This is a genomic window from Fictibacillus sp. KU28468 (assembly GCF_026153615.1).
Lineage (GTDB): Bacteria > Bacillota > Bacilli > Bacillales > Fictibacillaceae > Fictibacillus_C > Fictibacillus_C marinisediminis.
This window is the reverse complement of sequence record NZ_CP110666.1, coordinates 2,921,148-2,939,581: the sequence shown is the minus strand read 5'-3', so window position 1 is coordinate 2,939,581 and position 18,434 is coordinate 2,921,148. Positions and strand designations below refer to the sequence as shown.

Annotated in this window: 21 protein-coding genes and 1 riboswitch; of the genes, 14 read left to right on the top strand and 7 right to left on the bottom strand. The window is 42.2% G+C overall.

What is annotated here, in order from left to right:
• Positions 1–89: 89 nt before the first annotated feature.
• Together gnd and OKX00_RS15230 are read left to right on the top strand one after the other, a co-directional pair.
• Entirely contained in the window at positions 90–986 is an 897-nt protein-coding gene (gene gnd / locus OKX00_RS15235; protein WP_265410559.1) for a phosphogluconate dehydrogenase (NAD(+)-dependent, decarboxylating), read from the top strand.
• A 75-nt stretch (positions 987–1,061) separates the two neighbouring features.
• On the top strand, positions 1,062–1,583 hold the full coding sequence (locus OKX00_RS15230; RefSeq protein WP_053354883.1) for an acyl-CoA thioesterase: 522 nt from the start codon (positions 1,062–1,064) through the stop codon (positions 1,581–1,583).
• A gap of 270 nt (positions 1,584–1,853) precedes the next feature.
• Here OKX00_RS15230 and OKX00_RS15225 read toward each other — a convergent pair whose 3' ends face one another.
• Positions 1,854–2,060: an alpha/beta-type small acid-soluble spore protein gene (locus OKX00_RS15225; RefSeq protein ID WP_053354882.1), complete on the bottom strand. Its 207-nt coding sequence runs from the start codon at positions 2,058–2,060 to the stop codon at positions 1,854–1,856.
• 304 nt (positions 2,061–2,364) lie between these two features.
• Complete coding sequence (locus OKX00_RS15220; RefSeq protein WP_139223393.1) at positions 2,365–2,592, bottom strand: hypothetical protein; 228 nt, start codon at positions 2,590–2,592, stop codon at positions 2,365–2,367.
• 31 nt (positions 2,593–2,623) lie between these two features.
• On the opposite strand from OKX00_RS15220, the gene yidC reads away from it, so the two are divergent.
• From yidC to OKX00_RS15200, 4 genes are all read left to right on the top strand, one after another.
• Positions 2,624–3,412 carry a membrane protein insertase YidC gene (gene yidC, locus OKX00_RS15215; RefSeq protein WP_082315963.1) on the top strand — a complete coding sequence of 263 codons (789 nt, stop codon included), beginning with the start codon at positions 2,624–2,626 and terminating at the stop codon, positions 3,410–3,412.
• A 120-nt stretch (positions 3,413–3,532) separates the two neighbouring features.
• On the top strand, positions 3,533–4,312 hold the full coding sequence (locus tag OKX00_RS15210; protein WP_265407896.1) for a Cof-type HAD-IIB family hydrolase: 780 nt from the start codon (positions 3,533–3,535) through the stop codon (positions 4,310–4,312).
• Between the two features lie 172 nt (positions 4,313–4,484).
• On the top strand, positions 4,485–5,393 hold the full coding sequence (locus OKX00_RS15205; protein WP_265407895.1) for an N-acetylmuramoyl-L-alanine amidase family protein: 909 nt from the start codon (positions 4,485–4,487) through the stop codon (positions 5,391–5,393).
• Between the two features lie 81 nt (positions 5,394–5,474).
• Entirely contained in the window at positions 5,475–6,341 is an 867-nt protein-coding gene (locus OKX00_RS15200) for a patatin-like phospholipase family protein (RefSeq protein WP_265407894.1), read from the top strand.
• A 62-nt stretch (positions 6,342–6,403) separates the two neighbouring features.
• Here the strand turns inward: OKX00_RS15200 and OKX00_RS15195 are convergent, their stop codons facing one another.
• Genes OKX00_RS15195 through OKX00_RS15185 form a run of 3 tightly spaced genes read right to left on the bottom strand, consistent with a single transcriptional unit; the run spans position 6,404 to position 8,945 of the window.
• Positions 6,404–7,366 carry an ABC transporter ATP-binding protein gene (locus OKX00_RS15195; protein WP_265407893.1) on the bottom strand — a complete coding sequence of 321 codons (963 nt, stop codon included), beginning with the start codon at positions 7,364–7,366 and terminating at the stop codon, positions 6,404–6,406.
• A gap of 14 nt (positions 7,367–7,380) precedes the next feature.
• On the bottom strand, positions 7,381–8,163 hold the full coding sequence (locus tag OKX00_RS15190; RefSeq protein ID WP_062231190.1) for an ABC transporter permease: 783 nt from the start codon (positions 8,161–8,163) through the stop codon (positions 7,381–7,383).
• 2 nt (positions 8,164–8,165) lie between these two features.
• The gene (locus OKX00_RS15185; protein ID WP_265407892.1) at positions 8,166–8,945 is read right to left on the bottom strand and encodes an ABC transporter permease; all 780 of its coding nucleotides are present in this window, start codon (positions 8,943–8,945) and stop codon (positions 8,166–8,168) included.
• A 229-nt stretch (positions 8,946–9,174) separates the two neighbouring features.
• Between OKX00_RS15185 and OKX00_RS15180 the strand changes: the two genes are divergently transcribed.
• Positions 9,175–9,381 carry an EAL domain-containing protein gene (locus tag OKX00_RS15180; protein WP_265407891.1) on the top strand — a complete coding sequence of 69 codons (207 nt, stop codon included), beginning with the start codon at positions 9,175–9,177 and terminating at the stop codon, positions 9,379–9,381.
• 533 nt (positions 9,382–9,914) lie between these two features.
• Positions 9,915–11,975 carry a peptidoglycan D,D-transpeptidase FtsI family protein gene (locus tag OKX00_RS15175; RefSeq protein WP_265407890.1) on the top strand — a complete coding sequence of 687 codons (2,061 nt, stop codon included), beginning with the start codon at positions 9,915–9,917 and terminating at the stop codon, positions 11,973–11,975.
• Positions 11,976–12,097: 122 nt separating this feature from the next.
• On the opposite strand, the gene OKX00_RS15170 is transcribed toward OKX00_RS15175, so the two are convergent.
• Positions 12,098–12,211 carry a YjcZ family sporulation protein gene (locus OKX00_RS15170; RefSeq protein ID WP_234293139.1) on the bottom strand — a complete coding sequence of 38 codons (114 nt, stop codon included), beginning with the start codon at positions 12,209–12,211 and terminating at the stop codon, positions 12,098–12,100.
• A gap of 231 nt (positions 12,212–12,442) precedes the next feature.
• Here OKX00_RS15170 and OKX00_RS15165 point away from each other — a divergent pair, with 231 nt between their 5' ends.
• Both OKX00_RS15165 and OKX00_RS15160 read left to right on the top strand, forming a co-directional pair.
• Complete coding sequence (locus OKX00_RS15165) at positions 12,443–12,535, top strand: YjcZ family sporulation protein (RefSeq protein ID WP_091006374.1); 93 nt, start codon at positions 12,443–12,445, stop codon at positions 12,533–12,535.
• Positions 12,536–12,658: 123 nt separating this feature from the next.
• Entirely contained in the window at positions 12,659–13,198 is a 540-nt protein-coding gene (locus tag OKX00_RS15160) for a copper resistance CopC family protein (RefSeq protein WP_265407889.1), read from the top strand.
• Positions 13,199–13,248: 50 nt separating this feature from the next.
• Here the strand turns inward: OKX00_RS15160 and OKX00_RS15155 are convergent, their stop codons facing one another.
• Positions 13,249–14,175 (bottom strand): metal ABC transporter solute-binding protein, Zn/Mn family, encoded by a 927-nt coding sequence (locus OKX00_RS15155; RefSeq protein WP_265407888.1) that lies wholly within the window; start codon positions 14,173–14,175, stop codon positions 13,249–13,251.
• 172 nt (positions 14,176–14,347) lie between these two features.
• Here OKX00_RS15155 and OKX00_RS15150 point away from each other — a divergent pair, with 172 nt between their 5' ends.
• From OKX00_RS15150 to OKX00_RS15135, 4 genes are all read left to right on the top strand, one after another.
• Complete coding sequence (locus OKX00_RS15150) at positions 14,348–14,860, top strand: MogA/MoaB family molybdenum cofactor biosynthesis protein (RefSeq protein ID WP_265407887.1); 513 nt, start codon at positions 14,348–14,350, stop codon at positions 14,858–14,860.
• A 146-nt stretch (positions 14,861–15,006) separates the two neighbouring features.
• Positions 15,007–15,210, top strand: a complete 204-nt coding sequence (locus OKX00_RS15145; RefSeq protein WP_265407886.1) for a Fur-regulated basic protein FbpA — start codon at positions 15,007–15,009, stop codon at positions 15,208–15,210.
• A gap of 133 nt (positions 15,211–15,343) precedes the next feature.
• Entirely contained in the window at positions 15,344–15,766 is a 423-nt protein-coding gene (locus OKX00_RS15140) for a CBS domain-containing protein (protein WP_053354868.1), read from the top strand.
• Positions 15,767–15,816: 50 nt separating this feature from the next.
• Positions 15,817–16,019, top strand: a riboswitch (cobalamin riboswitch).
• A 170-nt stretch (positions 16,020–16,189) separates the two neighbouring features.
• Complete coding sequence (locus OKX00_RS15135; RefSeq protein ID WP_265410558.1) at positions 16,190–18,424, top strand: ribonucleoside-diphosphate reductase subunit alpha; 2,235 nt, start codon at positions 16,190–16,192, stop codon at positions 18,422–18,424.
• Positions 18,425–18,434: the final 10 nt, after the last annotated feature.

The following is an 18,434-nucleotide window of genomic DNA, read 5'->3' as shown; positions in this document are numbered from 1 at the left end:
TCATTCGCTGATTTCTGGTTAAAGGAGTATTAATTGTGGAATAAATAATGAGGTAGGCATTGTCAAAGAATGAAGAGGATGTGATTCATATGGAAATCGGATTAGTGGGTCTGGGGAAAATGGGTTTTAATATTGCACAGAATATGATTGATCATGATTTTAAGGTGATTGCTTATGATACCAATAAAGAAACGGTAGATCAAATCTCTTCAAAAGGTGCACTCGGGGTGGAGACACTTGAAGATTTAGCAAAGGGTTTTACCGGACGCCGGGCGATTATTTTATTGGTACCTGCAGGCCCTGCTGTAGACAGTGTGATCAGTGAACTGGTACCATATCTGGACCAAGGCGACATCATCATTGACGCAGGGAATTCAAAGTACAAGGATACACTTAGACGTTACGAAGAATTAAAAGAAAAAGGAATTCATTTAGTGGACTGCGGAACGAGCGGAGGTACTGAAGGAGCACGCCATGGTGTTTGTGTCATGGTCGGCGGGGATGAAGAAGCCGTGGATTATGTTGCTCCGCTGTATGAAAAAATTTCAATAGAAAACGGTTTTATGAAAACAGGAAAAGCAGGAAGCGGTCATTTCTTAAAAATGGTGCATAATGGAATTGAATACGGAATGATGCAGGCGATCGCGGAGGGGTTTGAAATTCTGGATAAAAGTGATTTTGACTATGATTATGAAGCAGTCGCAAAGGTCTGGAATAATGGATCAGTCATTCGTTCTTGGTTGATGGAACTAATGGAGAACGCATTTTCCAAACAGCCGAAACTTGAAGATATACGGGGTGTGATGAATTCTTCAGGAGAAGGCATTTGGACGATTGAGGCGGCGCTTGACTATCAGGCTACAGCCCCAGTTATTGCTCTGTCTCAGTTTATGAGGTTCAGGTCGCTCGAGGATGACACTTTCCACGGAAAAGTGGTGGCGGCTCTTCGAAACGAGTTCGGCGGACATGCTGTTGTGAAGAAATAGCACCTCTTACAAAACCTTTGCCCTATTGCAGAGGTTTTTTTTATATAATGGTACATAGGAGTGTGATATAAAAGCATGAAATTAAATGAGAAATTTGTTCGAGAATCCAGAACAGTAAAATCAAGTGTGGTTCTTCCGCCGGATACGAATAATCATGGAACTTTGTTTGGGGGCAAACTGATGGCATATATTGACGATGTGGCTGCGATATCAGCGATCCGCCATGCACGCTGCAATGTGGTAACCGCCTCAACCGATTCGGTCGATTTTTTGCATCCAATCAGAGTAGGAAATTCAGTCTGCCTGGAATCTTTTGTGACGTGGACGCACAAAACGTCGATGGAGGTTTTTGTAAAAATCACGTCTGAGAATTTATTTACAGGCGAGAGAAAGGTTTGTGCAGTTTCCTTTTTGACGTTTGTCGCACTGGGTGAAGATGGTAAACCAACGCCAGTGCCAAAAGCTATTCCAGAGTCTGAAGAGGAAAAGTGGCTTCATCAAGGTGCAGAGGAACGGGCTGTCAACCGGAGAAAAAGAAGGGAAAGCAGTAAAAAACTTGCTGAAGAATTCGGCACGCAAAAGCCATGGGAATATTAAAACCTGTTTTGTGAAAGTCTTTTCTTTATAAATCTGGTTTCGTCATGTTATAATAAAGTTACCTTTTTCCAGCCAGGGATACGAGAACCCTGGCTTATTATTTTTAAACTTTCATAGCTGATGATAATAGACCAGTCTGCAGATTGCAGGCTGGTTTTTTGGATGCAATGCTTGGCACCAGCGCTGGTCGGACCTTAGCTTGCCCTTTTCTTGCCATGCAAAAAAGAGTGGACGATTGTCCCACCCTTTTCGCTTTTGGGAGAGTTAAGATTAACGACGGAATCCGCCACCAAGTTGTTGTTCAGCCATTTGTACAAGACGCTTAGTGATTTCACCACCAACAGATCCGTTAGCGCGTGAAGAAGTGTCGGGTCCAAGTTGCACACCAAATTCAGAAGCGATTTCATACTTCATTTGGTCAAGAGCTTGTTGAGCACCAGCTACTACTAGTTCGTTTGAAGAGTTGTTACGTGCCATATGTATCACCTCCTTGTACTAGTAGTTTGTATTACCACTTTGAAAATATGCATGAAAAAGAAAATTTTTTTGGAGTCACGTTTCATTCGTATTTTCGTATAGTATCTTATCCCCCTATATTTGATTAGACGCCGTGATGACCTCCCACACGGCGTTTATTTGTGTTTAGACTTTCTACCGTCACTTGATGTTCACTATCATTTTAGGCCATAAGAGGGTATACTGTTAACAAAAGGGGGTGAGTCCGATCGAGCCGATATTTGAACTGCTATGTGAAATGGACGTTATGCTGATTTCATTGGGATTAACACTGGCTCTGCTTGGTATCAGCAGACATATCATAATGCAGTGCCCAGAAACGATAAAGAAAAGCAGCCAGCTGAAGATTTCCGATCAGAACAGAACACTTAAGATACGATTGAATCCAAGTCTGGTCCAAAACTTCTGTTTTATAAGGAATCATATAACACACAGGAAATACCGGAAAGAAGCACCAGATGATAATGACAGCCACTCCTTCTTGTTGAATCACTCAGACGCAAAACCAACAAGGAGGAAATGGAATGAACAGAAAGAAACAACGATCAGGACTTACACGCGGATTACAATTTTTTACGATGATATTAGGAATATGGGTACTTGCAGGCTGCAGCAGAGCACCTGTTAACGCACAGAGCCACGGGGTATGGAGCCATTATTTTGTTTATCCCTTCTCAGAAGTGATTCAGTTTGTGGCCACCTTCTTTAACGGAAATTATGGACTGGCTATCATCTTTTTGACGATCATTATTCGCTGTATTTTATTGCCTTTTACACTTTCCCAGACAAAAAATCAGCAAAAAATGAAAGAGCTTCAGCCGGAAATGAAGCGGATTCGAGAAAAATATAAAAGCAAAGACAGAGAAACTCAAACAAAAATGCAGCAGGAAGTTATGGCCCTTTACCAAAAGCATGGTGTTAACCCGGTGTCTATGGGATGTATGCCCTTGCTGATCCAGATGCCGATTTTGCTGGCATTCTATTATGCGATTATACGGACGAAAGAAATCGCGGCACATAATTTCTTATGGTTTAACCTGGGTACACCCGATCCAACACACATTCTGCCGATTATTGCGGCTATTACAACGTTTATTCAATATAAGATAATCAATAGACAGCTTGAGCAAGTGAATCCCCAGATCCAGATGATGGGCTACATTATGCCGATGATCATCGTTTTTTCTGCCTGGAGGCTTTCTGCGGTACTGCCCATGTACTGGATTGTCGGTAACATCTTCATGACGGTTCAAAGCATTGTGATCAATCGAAAACGGAAAAATATTCAAACGACGGCCAATTCAAATTCTTAATTCGAAAGAACTCTCCATTTTGGAGAGTTCTTCTATTTTACGGTGAAGCGTCTTTGTTGTACTTAGTTGACAGATTAACGGCGGAAATTCATCATAGAAAGAGGATAAGGAGTGATAGATATGAGAGAAAAGATGGTATTTTTTGATATTGATGGAACACTGATCGATGAAAGTACAGGGAGAATTCCGGATTCCACAAAGGAAGCCCTCCATCAGCTTCGAAAGAACGGTGTTCATACCGGAATAGCAACTGGAAGGGCGCCTTTTATGTTTGGACACTTATTGAAGGAACTCGAAATGGACTCGTTTATCAGCTTTAATGGGTCGTATGTTGTTTTCAAGGGAGAAGTCATCTACAAAGCAACACTGGATGTAGAAAGGCTGAAGGAACTTGAAAAGCTTGCTGTCCAATCGGAACATCCTCTTGTTTTCCTGGATCACGCAAAAGCAACAACCAATAATGAATACGCTGATGTGGTATATGAAAGTACGAAACATTTACTAACTGAATATCCTTCGTTCGATGAGACTTACTATCATAGCAATGATGTTTATCAGGCGCTTCTTTTTTGTGATGAAGAGTTTGAGCAGCCGTATAGAAATGATTATAAAGGAACCTTTGATTTTATCCGCTGGCATCACCACGCGATCGATGTAATGCCGTTTGGAGGTTCTAAAGCAAAAGGGATTGAAGAACTTCTGAAACGCACAACGATAAAACGAGAAGATACGTTTTCTTTCGGTGATGCCTTAAATGATATCGAAATGCTTCAATCATCAGGTATGGGGATTGCGATGGGCAACGGAAGGCCTGAAGCGAAAAAAGCAGCCCATTATGTTACGAAACCAGTTGGTGAAGATGGGATTTGGCACGGTTTAAAACATGCAGGCCTAATATAGAATGTGAGGCGGACAGAGCTTTTTAGAGCTTGTCCGCTTTCTTGTCATAAAAAAAGGAAATTGGGCAGCCTGTAGGAACCTTTGTGTCATTCTGGCAGAGAGAAGGTTTCCTTAATAGGCTGTAGAATTATTCTCCATATCATTTTAAAATATGAATGGGGCTGAAAAAACTGTGAAAAAAGTACAGATCGGTATTGTCATGCTGATGTGCATCAGCCAAATACTGAGTCCACCGGTACTTCAAGCGAGCACAGATGCAGAAGCATTTGTCGCTGCTGATCATTTGAACGTCAGGAAAATTGATTCCATCTCTGCTCCAGTGATTGGGTCCGTAAGAGGAGGGGAAATACTGTCAGTTCTTTCCGAAAGAAATGGGTGGGCGCATATTGAATTTCACGGTAAAACAGGATGGGTGTCCGCTGTTTATTTAAAAAAGAGAGGAAATGGAAATAGAGAGAAGCATGACGAAGCAGGAATATGGAATGTCGTAGCGAATCGTTCATTTAGCACACAAGAAGCTTACCGGAGTGGCAGCCTTAATGGTAAGCGGATTGTAATTGACCCGGGTCACGGCGGTGTTGACAGGGGGGCAAAAGGGGCGTTCCATTCTACTCTGGAATCAGAACTGACGCTTCGGACAGGTTTGCTTGCAGCAGAAAAACTGCGAGCGGCTGGAGCCATTGTTATGATGACCAGGATGAATAATGATTATTTTTCATTGGCGAACAGAGTGTTCCAAAGCGAGTCTGTGTTTGCGGATGCTTTTATCAGTATTCATTATAATTCATCTCTTCGCCCGGATGTGAGCGGGTTATCTACCTTTTATAATAAATCAGGAGATCAAGAACTTGCTCAATCCATTCAGGCGGAAATATTAAACGGTGGAACAAACCTGAAGGACAGAGGGGCGAAATTCGGAGATTATTATGTAATAAGGGAGAACCAGCGTCCCGCAGCCCTAATTGAATTAGGATTTCTATCGAACCGGCAAGACGAGCTGCAGGCAGAAACACAAGACTTTCAGGAGAATGCGGTAAGCGGAATCGTAAATGGGCTGGAAAATTATTTTAATCAAAGATAGCCAAAGTGCAGAGCATTTTATTGGCCTTTTGATAAAATATTACATATAGTGAACTATTATAGAGAAAAGAGGTATCACAGCATGAAAGGAACGGGTCTTGTCCTGGAAGGCGGGGGAATGAGGGGCGTTTATACAGCAGGAGTGCTTGATTATTTTATGGACAAGGAATTGTATTTTCCTTATGTCATTGGCGTTTCTGCCGGGGCCTGCAATGCCACCTCCTATCTTTCAAGGCAAAGAGGGAGAAACCGGGTTGTTAATATCGATTTTGTACGACATCCAGAGTACATTTCTTATAAAAATCTATTGTTGAAACGCAAAGGGCTTTTCGGGATGGACTTGATTTTTGATGAAATTCCTAAGAAACATGTCCCTTTTGATTTTGAAACGTTTGAACATGCGACAGAACGTTTCGTGATCGGAACGACTGACAGTGAGACAGGACTGCCGGTTTATTTTGAAAAGGCGGATCATCAAGAGCATATTCTTACCGTTCTTCGAGCTTCCGCATCTTTACCGTTTATGGCACCTGTCATCGAGTACCATGGAAAAAAACTGCTGGATGGCGGAGTGGCTGACCCTATTCCAGTCAAAAAGGCAAAAGCAGACGGAAACAAAAGGAACGTCATTGTTTTAACACAGAATGAAGGCTACAGAAAACGTAAAACAAAAATGGAATGGCTGGCGAGAAGGGTATACCAATCACAGCCGGGGATGTCTGATGTTTTGCTGAACCGTTATAAACATTACAATGAAACATTGGATTATATTGAAGAACTTGAGAAGAAAAATGAAGTATTTGTCATCAGGCCAAAGCAGAAGCTGGATGTAGGAAGAGCAGAACGCAATCCTGTAAAGCTTCACGCCCTATATGAACGGGGAATTGAAGATGCGATGAACGTCTATGAACAGCTGGAAGAATGGCTTCTTTTGGAAAAGACACATTAAGGCACAAAAACGGATAGACGGATGAGAGACAAGCAGTCTCACATCCGTCTTTTGTGTTTGCATTAGTAAATGTTCTGAATCACTTCTTCTATATCCGGTTCTTTCATCTGTATGTCGAGTGGAGTGCCCCACTTTGAGATCTCCTGCAATAGAGCAGGTGAAGAAATTTTAGAGCGATCATACAAGACGGTACATTCACGGCCGTTACTTTCTGTCCTCTCAATACCATAAACCACTTGCAGTTCAGGTGGTTGTTCATACGTGACGGTAAGAATACTGGGAAGACCAATATGATTACGCAGTTCCTCCAAAGATCCATCCAATACCATCCTTCCCTGGTTAATGACAATGACCCTGCTGCATAACTGTTCAATGTCGTCCATGTCGTGTGTGGTAAGGACGACGGTTTTATTTTCCGATTTATTCATTTCCTGCAGGAACTCCCGGATTTTATGCTTAGCTACAACATCAAGGCCGATGGTTGGCTCATCTAAGAACAAGACAGGCGGGTTGTGAATCATTGCCGCCGCAAGGTCTGCACGCATCCTCTGACCGAGGGATAATTTTCTGACTGGAGTCTGAAGAAAATGGCTGATATCAAGGATATCATCATAGTGTTTCAAGAATCTTTGATAATGGCGGTCTTCTATTTTGTACATGTGTTTCAAAATATCAAACGAGTCTATAACAGGAAGATCCCACCAAAGCTGTGTCCGCTGGCCAAAAACAATGCCAATATTTTGAGCAAGCATTTTTCGGTTCTTTTGCGGATTGATCCCAAGAACTTTTGCCTCTCCTGACGATGGATGGAGAATTCCGGAAAGCATCTTGATCGTTGTTGATTTACCTGCACCGTTTGGGCCAATATATCCTACAAATTCACCTTCGTCTATTTTAAAAGAGATAGAATCTACGGCGTTCTTTTCCTCGTATTCCCCGGAAAACAGCGAAAGCATGGAACCGAGCATGCCTTTTTTTGATTTGTATATTTTAAAGCTCTTTCTTAATTGATGTGCTTCAATCATCGTTCAATTCCTCCTCAGGTTCCAGTGCTATGATAAAATTTGATGCCGTAATGCCAAAATTTCAAAGAGGCACAAAAGAATAAGCCAGCCACGGCAGCTGGAAGCAGCAGAAAGTACAGGTTACCTCCTTTATGTAAAAGATAAAGCATAGGTACATAGTTCATAAATGCCACCGGTATCACCGTGAAAAAGATGATCTTTAACCAGCCGGGATAAATGTTCATCGGGTAGTTTGCGGCATTAAAAGGTGCATAGAGAGTAAACGTCTGAAAATCTTTTATCCGCTGTGTCCAGAACGCAATTGTCGCCGTAAACAGAGCGAGAGAAAATGAAATGAGCCATCCGCAGACAAGGATGACGGGAAGATAAGCGATAAGAAATACGAGTTGCTGCTCCTTGGAAAGTCCGTACAGGGAGAGGCAAAGAATAAGCAGACCCTGCAGAACACCTCCAATCCGGCTGAGGTCGAGATTTTTTGAAAGGAGCAGAACGAGAGGAGAGACTGGCCGAATCAAGAGACTGTCAAATTCCCCTTCTATCATATATTTCTCAAATTCGTGGATTTCAGGAGCCATCGTTCTGTACAAAGAAAGTGAAATCGATGAAATCGCGTAGAGAACACCCACCTCATAAATATTCCAACCTTTAATCTGATCAAAACGGTTCAAAATTGCGGCTAGAAGGACAAAGTCAATCATCATGATCACGCCATAGGAGACCATAGAGAAGATGAAATTCATTTTGTACTGCATTCTTGAACGGATACTGGCGCTGATGAGTTTTATGTATAATTTCATACTCAGCCTCCTTGAATTTCAATCTTTTGCCGGGCAAGGAATGTGATCCACTGATTCAGCAGCAGCAGGAAGAGCAGCCAGCCACCCTGAATAAGGAGAACAGAGCTGTTGGCTTTTTCAAGATAGATCATCACGGGATAATAAACCACACCTGCAAATGGCAGCCATCCAGCAAATTGTGACAATGGTCCAGGCAAAAAAGTCAATGGCACCATCTGGCCCCCAAGGGAGAACATCAGGGTCAGGTTAATAAAGTGAGCCCATGAAATTTCAGTTGTCCAGCAGGATGATATTCCAATCAAATAAAATATATTTAATGAAATACCGACAGCTAAGATGACAGAAAGGAAGGTATATACGTAGACCGGAAAGTGTTCTGGGGTGTAAAATCCGACGGAAAAGGTGAAAATCAAGCCGATCGGAAGACTTCTAAAGAGGGCGTTATACCCTATCCTTCCAGCCTCCTGGCTCGTTATGTAGAAAAAATAGTTCGTGGGTCTTGCAAGTTCAAACGAGATTGCACCGTTTCTTACGCCTGCCTGAATCCCGAGACCCGCTGTTAAAAATACGGTCATCCACAGAATGCATTGGCTCGCCCCCATATAATAGGTCATGTCCATGATACTGTATGGACTTTTTTGTTCTTTTCCAGCCAGTACTCCTGTCCATATGGCGATGTAAACAAAGCCGAAGATTGCTGAAGCGGCATTATTAATAAGGTGGGACAGGCGGTATTGCATATTGCGTGAAAAACTTTTCTTAAAAAGAAGCCAGTATACCATCTCAATCCTCCTTTTTATGGTTTTTTGGCACAGGATTTTTAATATAGCAAATAATGTGAATGGAAGCAATAAGGTAAATTATCTAGTAATTTAATTGGTGGAAATTATAGAGCAATTCCTTCTTTGATTTACAATATGAAAAAAATTTCGATTTATCTAAAAATACGTTTTTTTGAAAGGCTGGGATTAGTATCAGCCGTTGTGATCAATCGTTGAGTCAGAGGAAATCATGAGTGAACAGCAAAAGCAGCTGCTTCAGATTATGGAAACAGCGCGTGACTACGGAATCAAGGTGAATGCAGAAGGGATTGAACGAAAGGAGGTAGCAGAATACTGCGAGGAGATCGGTGTTGATCTTGTTCAAGGATATCTCTTCGGGAAACCAGATCCTCTTCCCATGAAAGGCCCCTGTTCATTTGCAATAAATAATAGTTGAATAGACTTTGGGGTGGATCGCTGGCGATGATAAGAGCCGGCTGATTTGTGTAACAAATGAAGCGCCCGAAAAGCAGATGGGGCTGTCCAGAAAGTCGAAAATTGACCTTGAGGCAGCCCCTTTTTGGCTTGAAAAATCTTCAATGAAAAGTTAATTGAAGTGGAAGATGCGAGACTCCTCGAAAATGAACTTCACATTTTCTTCGTGCGATAAAAAGCTGCCGGAGCCCTCGTTGTCCTGCGGACTAGCGTGACAGGTGAGACTCCCGCCGGTGCCTGCACCAAAAAGTAGGCGTTCACGCCGGTAAAAGCGAGCAGCCTGGAACGGAAATCAACAGCTTACAGACTTCTTGGACAGCCCCTTCTGATTTTCAGAAGGCTTCAATCACACCCCACCAAAACAACAAAATGGACTAGCAGAGTTTTTTTTGAAAAAAATTCTAATGAAAAACTTGGAATCTCTTTCAAACTTTAGTAATCTAGTAGGGAAGGTTTTGTAATATAATTGTAATAATCTACTGGAGGGAAAGGGTTATGGAAACTCAAAAGAAAACCAAAAAGAAAAAGAACCACCTTCCTTTTCGCTTAAATATACTATTTGTTGCCGTCTTTCTGCTTTTCTCCGTCCTCATACTGCGTCTCGGTGTTCTTCAAATCGTCAATGGGGAAGAAAAAAGACAGGAATCTGAAGCCATAAAAAAAGAAGAAGCTAAGAAAGAAGCTCCGCGCGGAAAGATCCTTGACCGTAATCAGCGGGTTGTGGTGGACAATCAACCTTATTTTACGCTGACGTATACGAAAACAAGCAGTACAAAAGCAGAAGATACATATAAGGTTGCCAAATGGCTGTCTCAGCATATTCAAGTGGAGAAGAAGAAAATTCCTGAGCGTGATAAAAAAGACTTTTTTATCGTAAAAACAGGAGTGGCTAATCTTATGAAAGAACGCCTTACCCCGGCTGAAACAAAAAAACTTAACAATGAAAAAGAATACAAGCTGCTGGTCAGCCGGATCACAAAAAAGGAACTTGATACACTGACAAAAAAAGATCTTCAGATTCTCGCCATCAAACGAGAAATGGATGCCGGCTATGCTTATTCGGCTTCACCAGTAAAGAAAAATTTAACTGATCGTGAAATTTCCATCATTTCTGAAAACCTGGATCAGCTTCCAGGCATTGATATCATGCCGGATGCAGACCGGACGTATCCGTTCGGCGATTCGCTTAAGACCATTTTCGGCCGTGTGAAACAGATGCCGAAAGAACAGCAGGACTATCTGGCAGCGATGAACTACGACCGTACCGATCAGGTTGGAATCAGCGGGCTTGAAGCACAGTATCAGGAAACACTTCGCGGTACGAAAGAAAAAAGCATCTATCTGACGAATCCGAAAACAGGGAAAACGCTCGGAGAACCGAAAGTAATTCCCGGCAAACGAGGAAAAGACATCGTTTTGACGATCGATATGGAACTTCAGCATAAGATGGAAAAAGTACTTGAAGAAGAAATCAGAAAAGGCCGTGCTGACCGGGGAAATGAAATGATGAAGTCTGCATATATCGTCATGATGAACCCGAAGACAGGGGAAATCTATACAATCGCCGGCAAAAAGATGGACAGCAGCGGAAAGTTTGTGAATGACTCGTACGGAGCTCTATTCGACGCTTACGAGATGGGATCTGCTGTCAAGGGAGCGACCGTTCTCACCGGTCTGCATAAGGGTGCCATCCACATGGGGGAATATATATACGATGCGCCGATCAAAATCGGCAAGACAACAAAGAAATCTCATGCGAACATGGGGAGCATCAATGATTTAACCGCATTAAAGAAATCATCAAACGTTTATATGTTTAATATTGCTATGAGACTTGGAAAATACAGCTATAGCAATAAAAGCTTTTATGGAGATAACCGTTACCTTGGCTATGATGTCATGCGCTATTATTTCAGCCAGTTCGGATTAGGGGTAAAAACTGGCATCGATTTTCCGAATGAATCCACAGGCTATTTCGGAGGTTATCAAGAGCTTGGTAATATGCTCGACATGGCCATTGGACAGTTTGACACCTATACTCCAATTCAGATGGTGCAATATGTTTCAACGATCGCAAACGGGGGATATCGCGTTCAGCCGAGGCTTGTGAAGGAAATCCGTGAACCGCAGACGGAAGTACAGCATGAAGGCAAGCTTGTGGAGCGGTTTGAACTGAATATTCTTAATGAAATTGATATGGATAAAAGCTATATCAATCGGGTGCAGCAAGGCTTCTGGGAGGTGTACCACTCTCCGGGCGGAACAGCCGCACAGTATTTTAACAATCCGAAATATCATAATCCGGCAGGGAAAACAGGTACTGCCCAGGTTAAGAAATATGATCACAACGGAAACTTTATTGCGAACAAAGATAACCTGACATTGGTCGGCTATGCCCCTTATGATAATCCGGAAATAGCTTTTGCGATTATTGTACCAGATGCGTCACCGTACAGCGGAACGCAAGCGGTCAACAAGCACATCGGACAGCGGGCTCTGGAGACGTATTGGGCGTTGAAGAAGAAGACCGAGACGGAAGCACAAGCGAAGCAATAAAAAGAAGCACTGAGCGGCGCTCAGTGCTTTAATTATGGGTTTTGGTTACTGGAAAACAATTTGCGTTAATCGTAGTTCATAATGACAAGGAAAAGATCTGCATCTTTTCCTTGTTCAGTGCATTAGCAGAATGCACAAGCACATCCGATGATAATCAAAAGCACGAATAGTACCACGATCAAAGCGAAACCACTTCCGCCTGCTGCGAATCCCATATGTGTTACCTCCTTTGTCATAAACTCCAACATCTCCCTAACACTATATGGCGCTTTGCTTGTTTTGTATGGGACAAATGCGGATATGCTTGGAAAATGGGCTCCGATTGCATTCACCATTTCAATTCAAAGCCGGTAATAAAAAAATGAAAGTTCTTAAAAAAATAGACTCTTGTACCGTTTCACAAAGCCTGTCTCCTTCATATGTTATGGGTGTAGATCGTTAAATATCTCGAAAGAGGAGGTAACAAAATGTCATTTGGATGCGGTGGAAGTGGTTTCGCTCTTATTGTGGTGCTGTTCATTTTGTTAATTATCATAGGCTGTGCTTGTGCATTTTGCTAAGCCCTGATCCGGCATGAATAACAGTAAACAGAAAAGACCCCCTGATGTTTGTGTCTGGGTGGTCTTTTTTTACGTTTTCCAGTAAAGTATATATAGCAATGAGGAAAGTAAAGGAGATGTAACATGAAGAAGTACATATTGATTCTTACCGCTGTTTTTTTTCTTTGTTCTGCGTCAATTGCATCCGCCCATACCGGCCTTGAATCTTCACAGCCGGCAGAAGGTGCTGTGATCAAAGAAAACTTAAGCAAGATCACGTTAACTTTTGAATCGAAAATTGAAAATTTAAGCACGATGAAAGTCACTAAGGATGGAAAACCCTTAGATGTAAAAGTGGACGTAAAGAATAACATCATGACAGGCACGGCGCCCTCACCGCTTGAAAACGGGAAGTATAAAGTAAATTACAAAATTATCGGTGCTGATGGCCATATTATCCAAAAAGATTATTCCTTTGCTGTTCAGAAGCCGAAAGAAGAGAAGGCGGTAAAAGCACCTAAAAAAGAAAGAGCAAAAGGTGAAAAGACCCAAAAAGAAGAACAACAGAAAAAGGCTGAAAAGGCGGAATCAAAGTCAAACAATGCAGCAGCCCCGGTGTTTATCGTAGTGCTGCTGATCGTGATTATCGGAGCCGTGCTGTTCATTAAACGAAGAAAATCATAATTAACACATAAAAGCAGGACCATGATTCATCCATTCATGGTCCTGCTTTCTTATCTTAAGGCCTGTTTCAAGACTTGAACGTTTTTTTGCATAAGTGATAAATAATCTTCGTTCGCCTCAGCATCCTTAGGAATAAGGGTCTCTAAGTTTCTTAATTTCAGCGTTTTTGTTCCTGTTTCACGCTCTACAACTCTGGCCAGTTTATCGCTGGCACTGTTTTCAAGAAGAACATAGTGAATATGTTTTGCTTTAACGTGTTTGATCAGGTCTTGCAGCTGTCTTTGTGACGGTTCCTGAGAAGTTGACAGTCCAGAAACTGGAATCTGTTTCAGGCCGTACCGATGTTCCCAGTATCCATAGGCAGCATGAGAAACAATAATCTCCTTATGCGGGCTTTTTTTGATCGTTTGATTGAACGAGGTATCAAGCCTTTCAAGATCCTTCTTAAGTGACAGGTAATTCTTTGTGAAGTCAGCTTTGGCTTTTGGGTTCAGCTTAATTAACGCCTGTTCGATGTTCTTGGCCATTTGGATTGAATAAACCGGATCAAGCCAAATGTGGGGATCTTTATCTCCATGTTCGTCAGGGTCCTCATCACGATGCTCCACTTTTTCCAGTGTGAGGCCCTTGGCTGCTTTTATGGATTCAACCCCTTCGTTTTTTACCGTTTCATTTACTTTATCAGCAAATCCTTCGATTCCTGTACCGTTATAGATGAATGCATCACTGTCTGAAATTTTGATCATGTCTTTCGTAGACGGTTCAAAAGAATGAGCATCGGTGCCTGGAGGGATTACATTTGATACAGAAACATGCTTTCCGCCGATCCTTTTCGTAAAGTATTCCAGGGGATAAAGTGTTGTAGTTATGGTAAGCTTATGAGGGCTATTTAATTTATGTTTAGTGCCATTCGCGCAGCCAGATAGTATCAGTGATCCTATGATCATAAACGTCAAGGCCGCATAGTGTCTTTTCATATGAGTGCTCCTTCCAAATGCATCAAAAATAATTCATCTTATTATAACGGAAACATTACGTTTTGCAAAGCGTATTTGTTCCGATTTATTTTTGAGGCATGCAAAAGGATAGACTTCTGGCCATGAATAAAGGATAATACATCCATTACAACCTTTTGGAAAGGGGAAGCAAATGAGTGTAGAAGATCATAAAAGACAGGCTCCTTCTTCTGTCTGCTGCAAAATTATTACTGTGAGTGATACGAGAACAGAAGAAACCGATCGCAGCGGCACCCTTATAAAAGAGGAGTTAACGCTGAACGGCCATACAGTGGGAGACTATGTAATTGTAAAAGATGAGCGAGAGGAAATTGAATCTGCTGTCTTGGCTGGGTGTGAAGCAAGTAATATCCAGGCTATTTTAATTAATGGCGGGACTGGCATTGCTGCCAGGGATGTTACCATTGAAACGCTAAAACCATTGTTTACAAAGGAAATTACAGGTTTTGGCGAGCTTTTCAGGATGTTAAGTTATACCGAGGATATTGGATCTGCAGCCATTCTGAGCAGAGCAGCGGCAGGAGTTGTTGGCTCCACAGCGGTTTTTGCAATGCCCGGATCTACAGGAGCGGCAGCTTTAGCCATGAAAAAGCTGATTCTCCCCGAGGTCTCTCATGTCATTCGGGAAATCAATAAAGATTTATAAAGAAGAAAAACAAGTCAGATCTTCCGTTTAGTGGTCATAAATGTATACTCTATCCAATAAATTTCAGTAAAGAGCCATGGATGCTGAAACTATTTAATTGGATCCACGTATACTATACTATGAAAACGCTTTAACGGGAGGAAATGATGGGCGGATTATTGCGGAAGGCCGTTGAAGAGAGGAAGAATTTCCTTATTCAGATGCTAAAGAAAAACGGGATAAGCAAAGAAGTGGAAGCAGAGCTTTCCACATGGCCATTGACTGAATTGGAAGAAGAATATAAAAGCTGGCTTTTTCAGCAAAATTATGGGATGGACCCTGGCAAAATAAGTTTAAATAAAACACAGTGAGGGAATAGACAATAGAACGTATGTGTCCTTCTTAGGGCTTTTTTTTTGTGATGGCTTATTACTGCTCATCTATTTTATTTTTTGTTATAGTAGAAAAGAACGGCTGCATTTTATGGTTAAAGGAGATCACAGCATGAACATAGCTTTTTATCTATTGCCTAAAGAAGAGGTTAAATATTTGAATCCTGAATCGACCATCAGGCAGGCATTGGAGAAGCTTTCTTATCACAAATATACATCTGTTCCCCTTGTTTCAGAGGAAGGGCAGTATGTCGGTACGCTCACAGAAGGGGATCTGCTTTGGAAATTGAAAGAAGCGTTCGACCTTGGCTTCTACGATGTGGTGAAAACAAAACTGAAGGATGTTCCACAGCGTGTGAACAACATCTCAGTATCAATCAATTCAAATATGGAAGATTTAATTACGTTGGCAACTGACCAGAACTTTATTCCGGTAACTGACGACGACGGGCATTTTATTGGGATTATCCGCCGCCGGGACATCATTAAGTACTGCGCAAATACAATATGGAATAACAAAATAAATGAAAACTAGGTGTTGACAAATACTATATTTAGTGTGAAAGTAAATATATTAAACTAAATATAGTATTTGAAACAAGAGGTGTCTAGTAAGACTTAATAGGGAATCCGGTAAAACAATCCGGAGCTGTCCCCGCAACTGTCATGTGGACGAAATGAGAATCCACTGTGTAAGAAACGCGCACGATCGTGTGGCTTTTACATGGGAAGGCTCAGAGTAGGAGGAAGCATTAGCCAGTAGACCTGCCTTTTTGTTTCACGATTTTGATTCTTCGGGGATTGAGAAGCAAAAACGGCACACTTTACTGCTATTTTTGATTCTTATAACTCGTGTCGTTTTTTTAGGCTCATCCACTGGATGGGCCTTTTTATTTTGCGGATTTTTAGAGGAGGAGATTTGACTTTGGTTATAGCAGGCGGAACAGATCATCTTGTTATGAATTGGCTGGATGAAATTCTATTGGGCTTTCCCCAGCTTGATAAAAAGGAAGAGTATACAGAACAGGTAGGCTATTATGCTGATAAAAGCAGTTCTCAAACAGAAGCGATGAATATGGCTATTTTGCATGCACTTGAAAGAATTTCAATGCATGAGCCGGATTGGACCTTCGTCGCAGGAAGAATTCATCTTAAAAAAATCTACTCGGATGCAGTAAAAAACAGGGGGAGACAAGGAGTTCATGGATATGGCCACTTCTATGGATTAATTCGTACACTGACAGACAAAGGAATCTATGATAAGAACCTGTTAAGCAGCTATTCACCAGAAGAAATAGATGAGCTTGAAGCGATGATTGTCCCTCAAAGGGATGAACTTTTTACATATATAGGACTTCGTACATTGGCTGACCGTTATCTTGCCAAATCGCATGAAGGCAAAGTGTTTGAATTGCCTCAGGAACGTTTTATGATCATCGCGATGTCCTTGATGTTCAACGAACCTTCAGACCGCCGCATGGAGCTGATTAAAGAAGCGTACTGGGCAATGTCGAACCTGTATATGACCGTGGCAACTCCTACACTTGCCAATGCGGGTAAAAGCTATGGCCAGCTGTCAAGCTGCTTCATCGATACGATGGATGACAGCCTTCGAGGAATCTATGATTCTACAACAGATGCAGCAACGCTCTCGAAAGGCGGAGGCGGGATCTCCGTTTACCTTGGCAAGATCAGAAGCCTTGGTTCAGAAATAAGAGGATTCAAGGGCAATTCATCGGGCATTATTCCATGGGCGAAGCTGTTGAACCAGACAGCGGTCAGTGTCGATCAGCTTGGACAGAGAAAGGGAGCTATCGCCATCTACTACAATGTGTTCGGCAAAGATCTTTTTTCCTTTCTTGACGCCAAGCTGAATAATGGTGACGAACGGCAGCGGGTTCATGACCTGTTTTTGGGCCTCTGCGTTCCGGATTTATTTATGGAAAAGGCAGAGTCTAGAGAAGACTGGTATCTGTTTGATCCTTATACGGTAAAAAAAGTGATGGGCTATGAACTGGATGATTTTTTTGATGAAGAACCCGGCAAAGGCAGTTTCCGCGATAAATATGATGAGTGCGTTGCCGCAGCCGAACAAGGGCTTTTGGGTGAAAAAGGTTCAGGAGGCTATGACGTTGTATCAGCCATTGAAATTTTTAAAAGAATCATGAAAAGCCAGCTGGAAACGGGAGTTCCGTATATGTTTTACCGGGACACGGTTAATCGGGCTAACCCGAATAAGCATGCCGGAATGGTCTACTGCAGCAATCTTTGCACGGAAATTGCCCAGAACGGATCAGCGACTACAGTCGAGGAGGAAGTAACACAGGACGGTAAAATCTTGATCACAAAGAAACCTGGAGATTATGTGACTTGCAACTTAAGCTCTATTTCGCTTGCAAAAGCAGTAAAGGATGATGTGCTTGAGAGATTGATCCCAATCCAAATCCGCATGCTAGATAATGTCATTGATATGAACCAGGAGCGAATAGAAGTGAAACAAGCGGTGCTTACCAATAAGAAGTACAGGGCGATCGGATTGGGTACATTTGGGCTGCATCACTTGCTGGCAGTGGAAGGAATACGCTGGGAATCAGAAGAAGCCGTAGCTTATAATGACTGTCTTTATGAAAAAATCAGCTATTTAAGCATCAGAGCCAGCCATGAACTGGCGAAGGAAAAAGGCGCGTATCCAGCCTTTAAAGGATCTGACTGGGAAACCGGTGTTTATTTTGAAGACAGGAACTATGTGTCTGAAGAGTGGACTATATTAAAAGAACAGGTTCATCAGACTGGCCTGCGGAATGCATGGCTTATGGCGGTTGCTCCGAATGCGACGACCAGTTTAATTGCGAACTCCACAGCATCCGTCGATCCTATTTTTAAAAAAGAGTACTCTGAGGAGAAGAAGGATTTTAGGATCCCGGTGACGGCTCCAGATCTTACCCCTCAGACAAGCTGGTATTATAAATCGGCATACGAGCTGGATCAGCATTGGAGCATCAGACAAAACGCCGTCAGACAGAAGCATGTAGACCAGTCCATCTCGTTTAACTTTTATGTCAAAAATACGATTAAAGCGAAGGAACTTCTCGATCTTCACATGACGGCATGGAAATCAGGTCTCAAAACAACGTATTATACGAGGTCTACATCTATTGCAGAATTGGAAGACTGTGAAAGCTGTTCCAGCTAAGAAGGGAGTT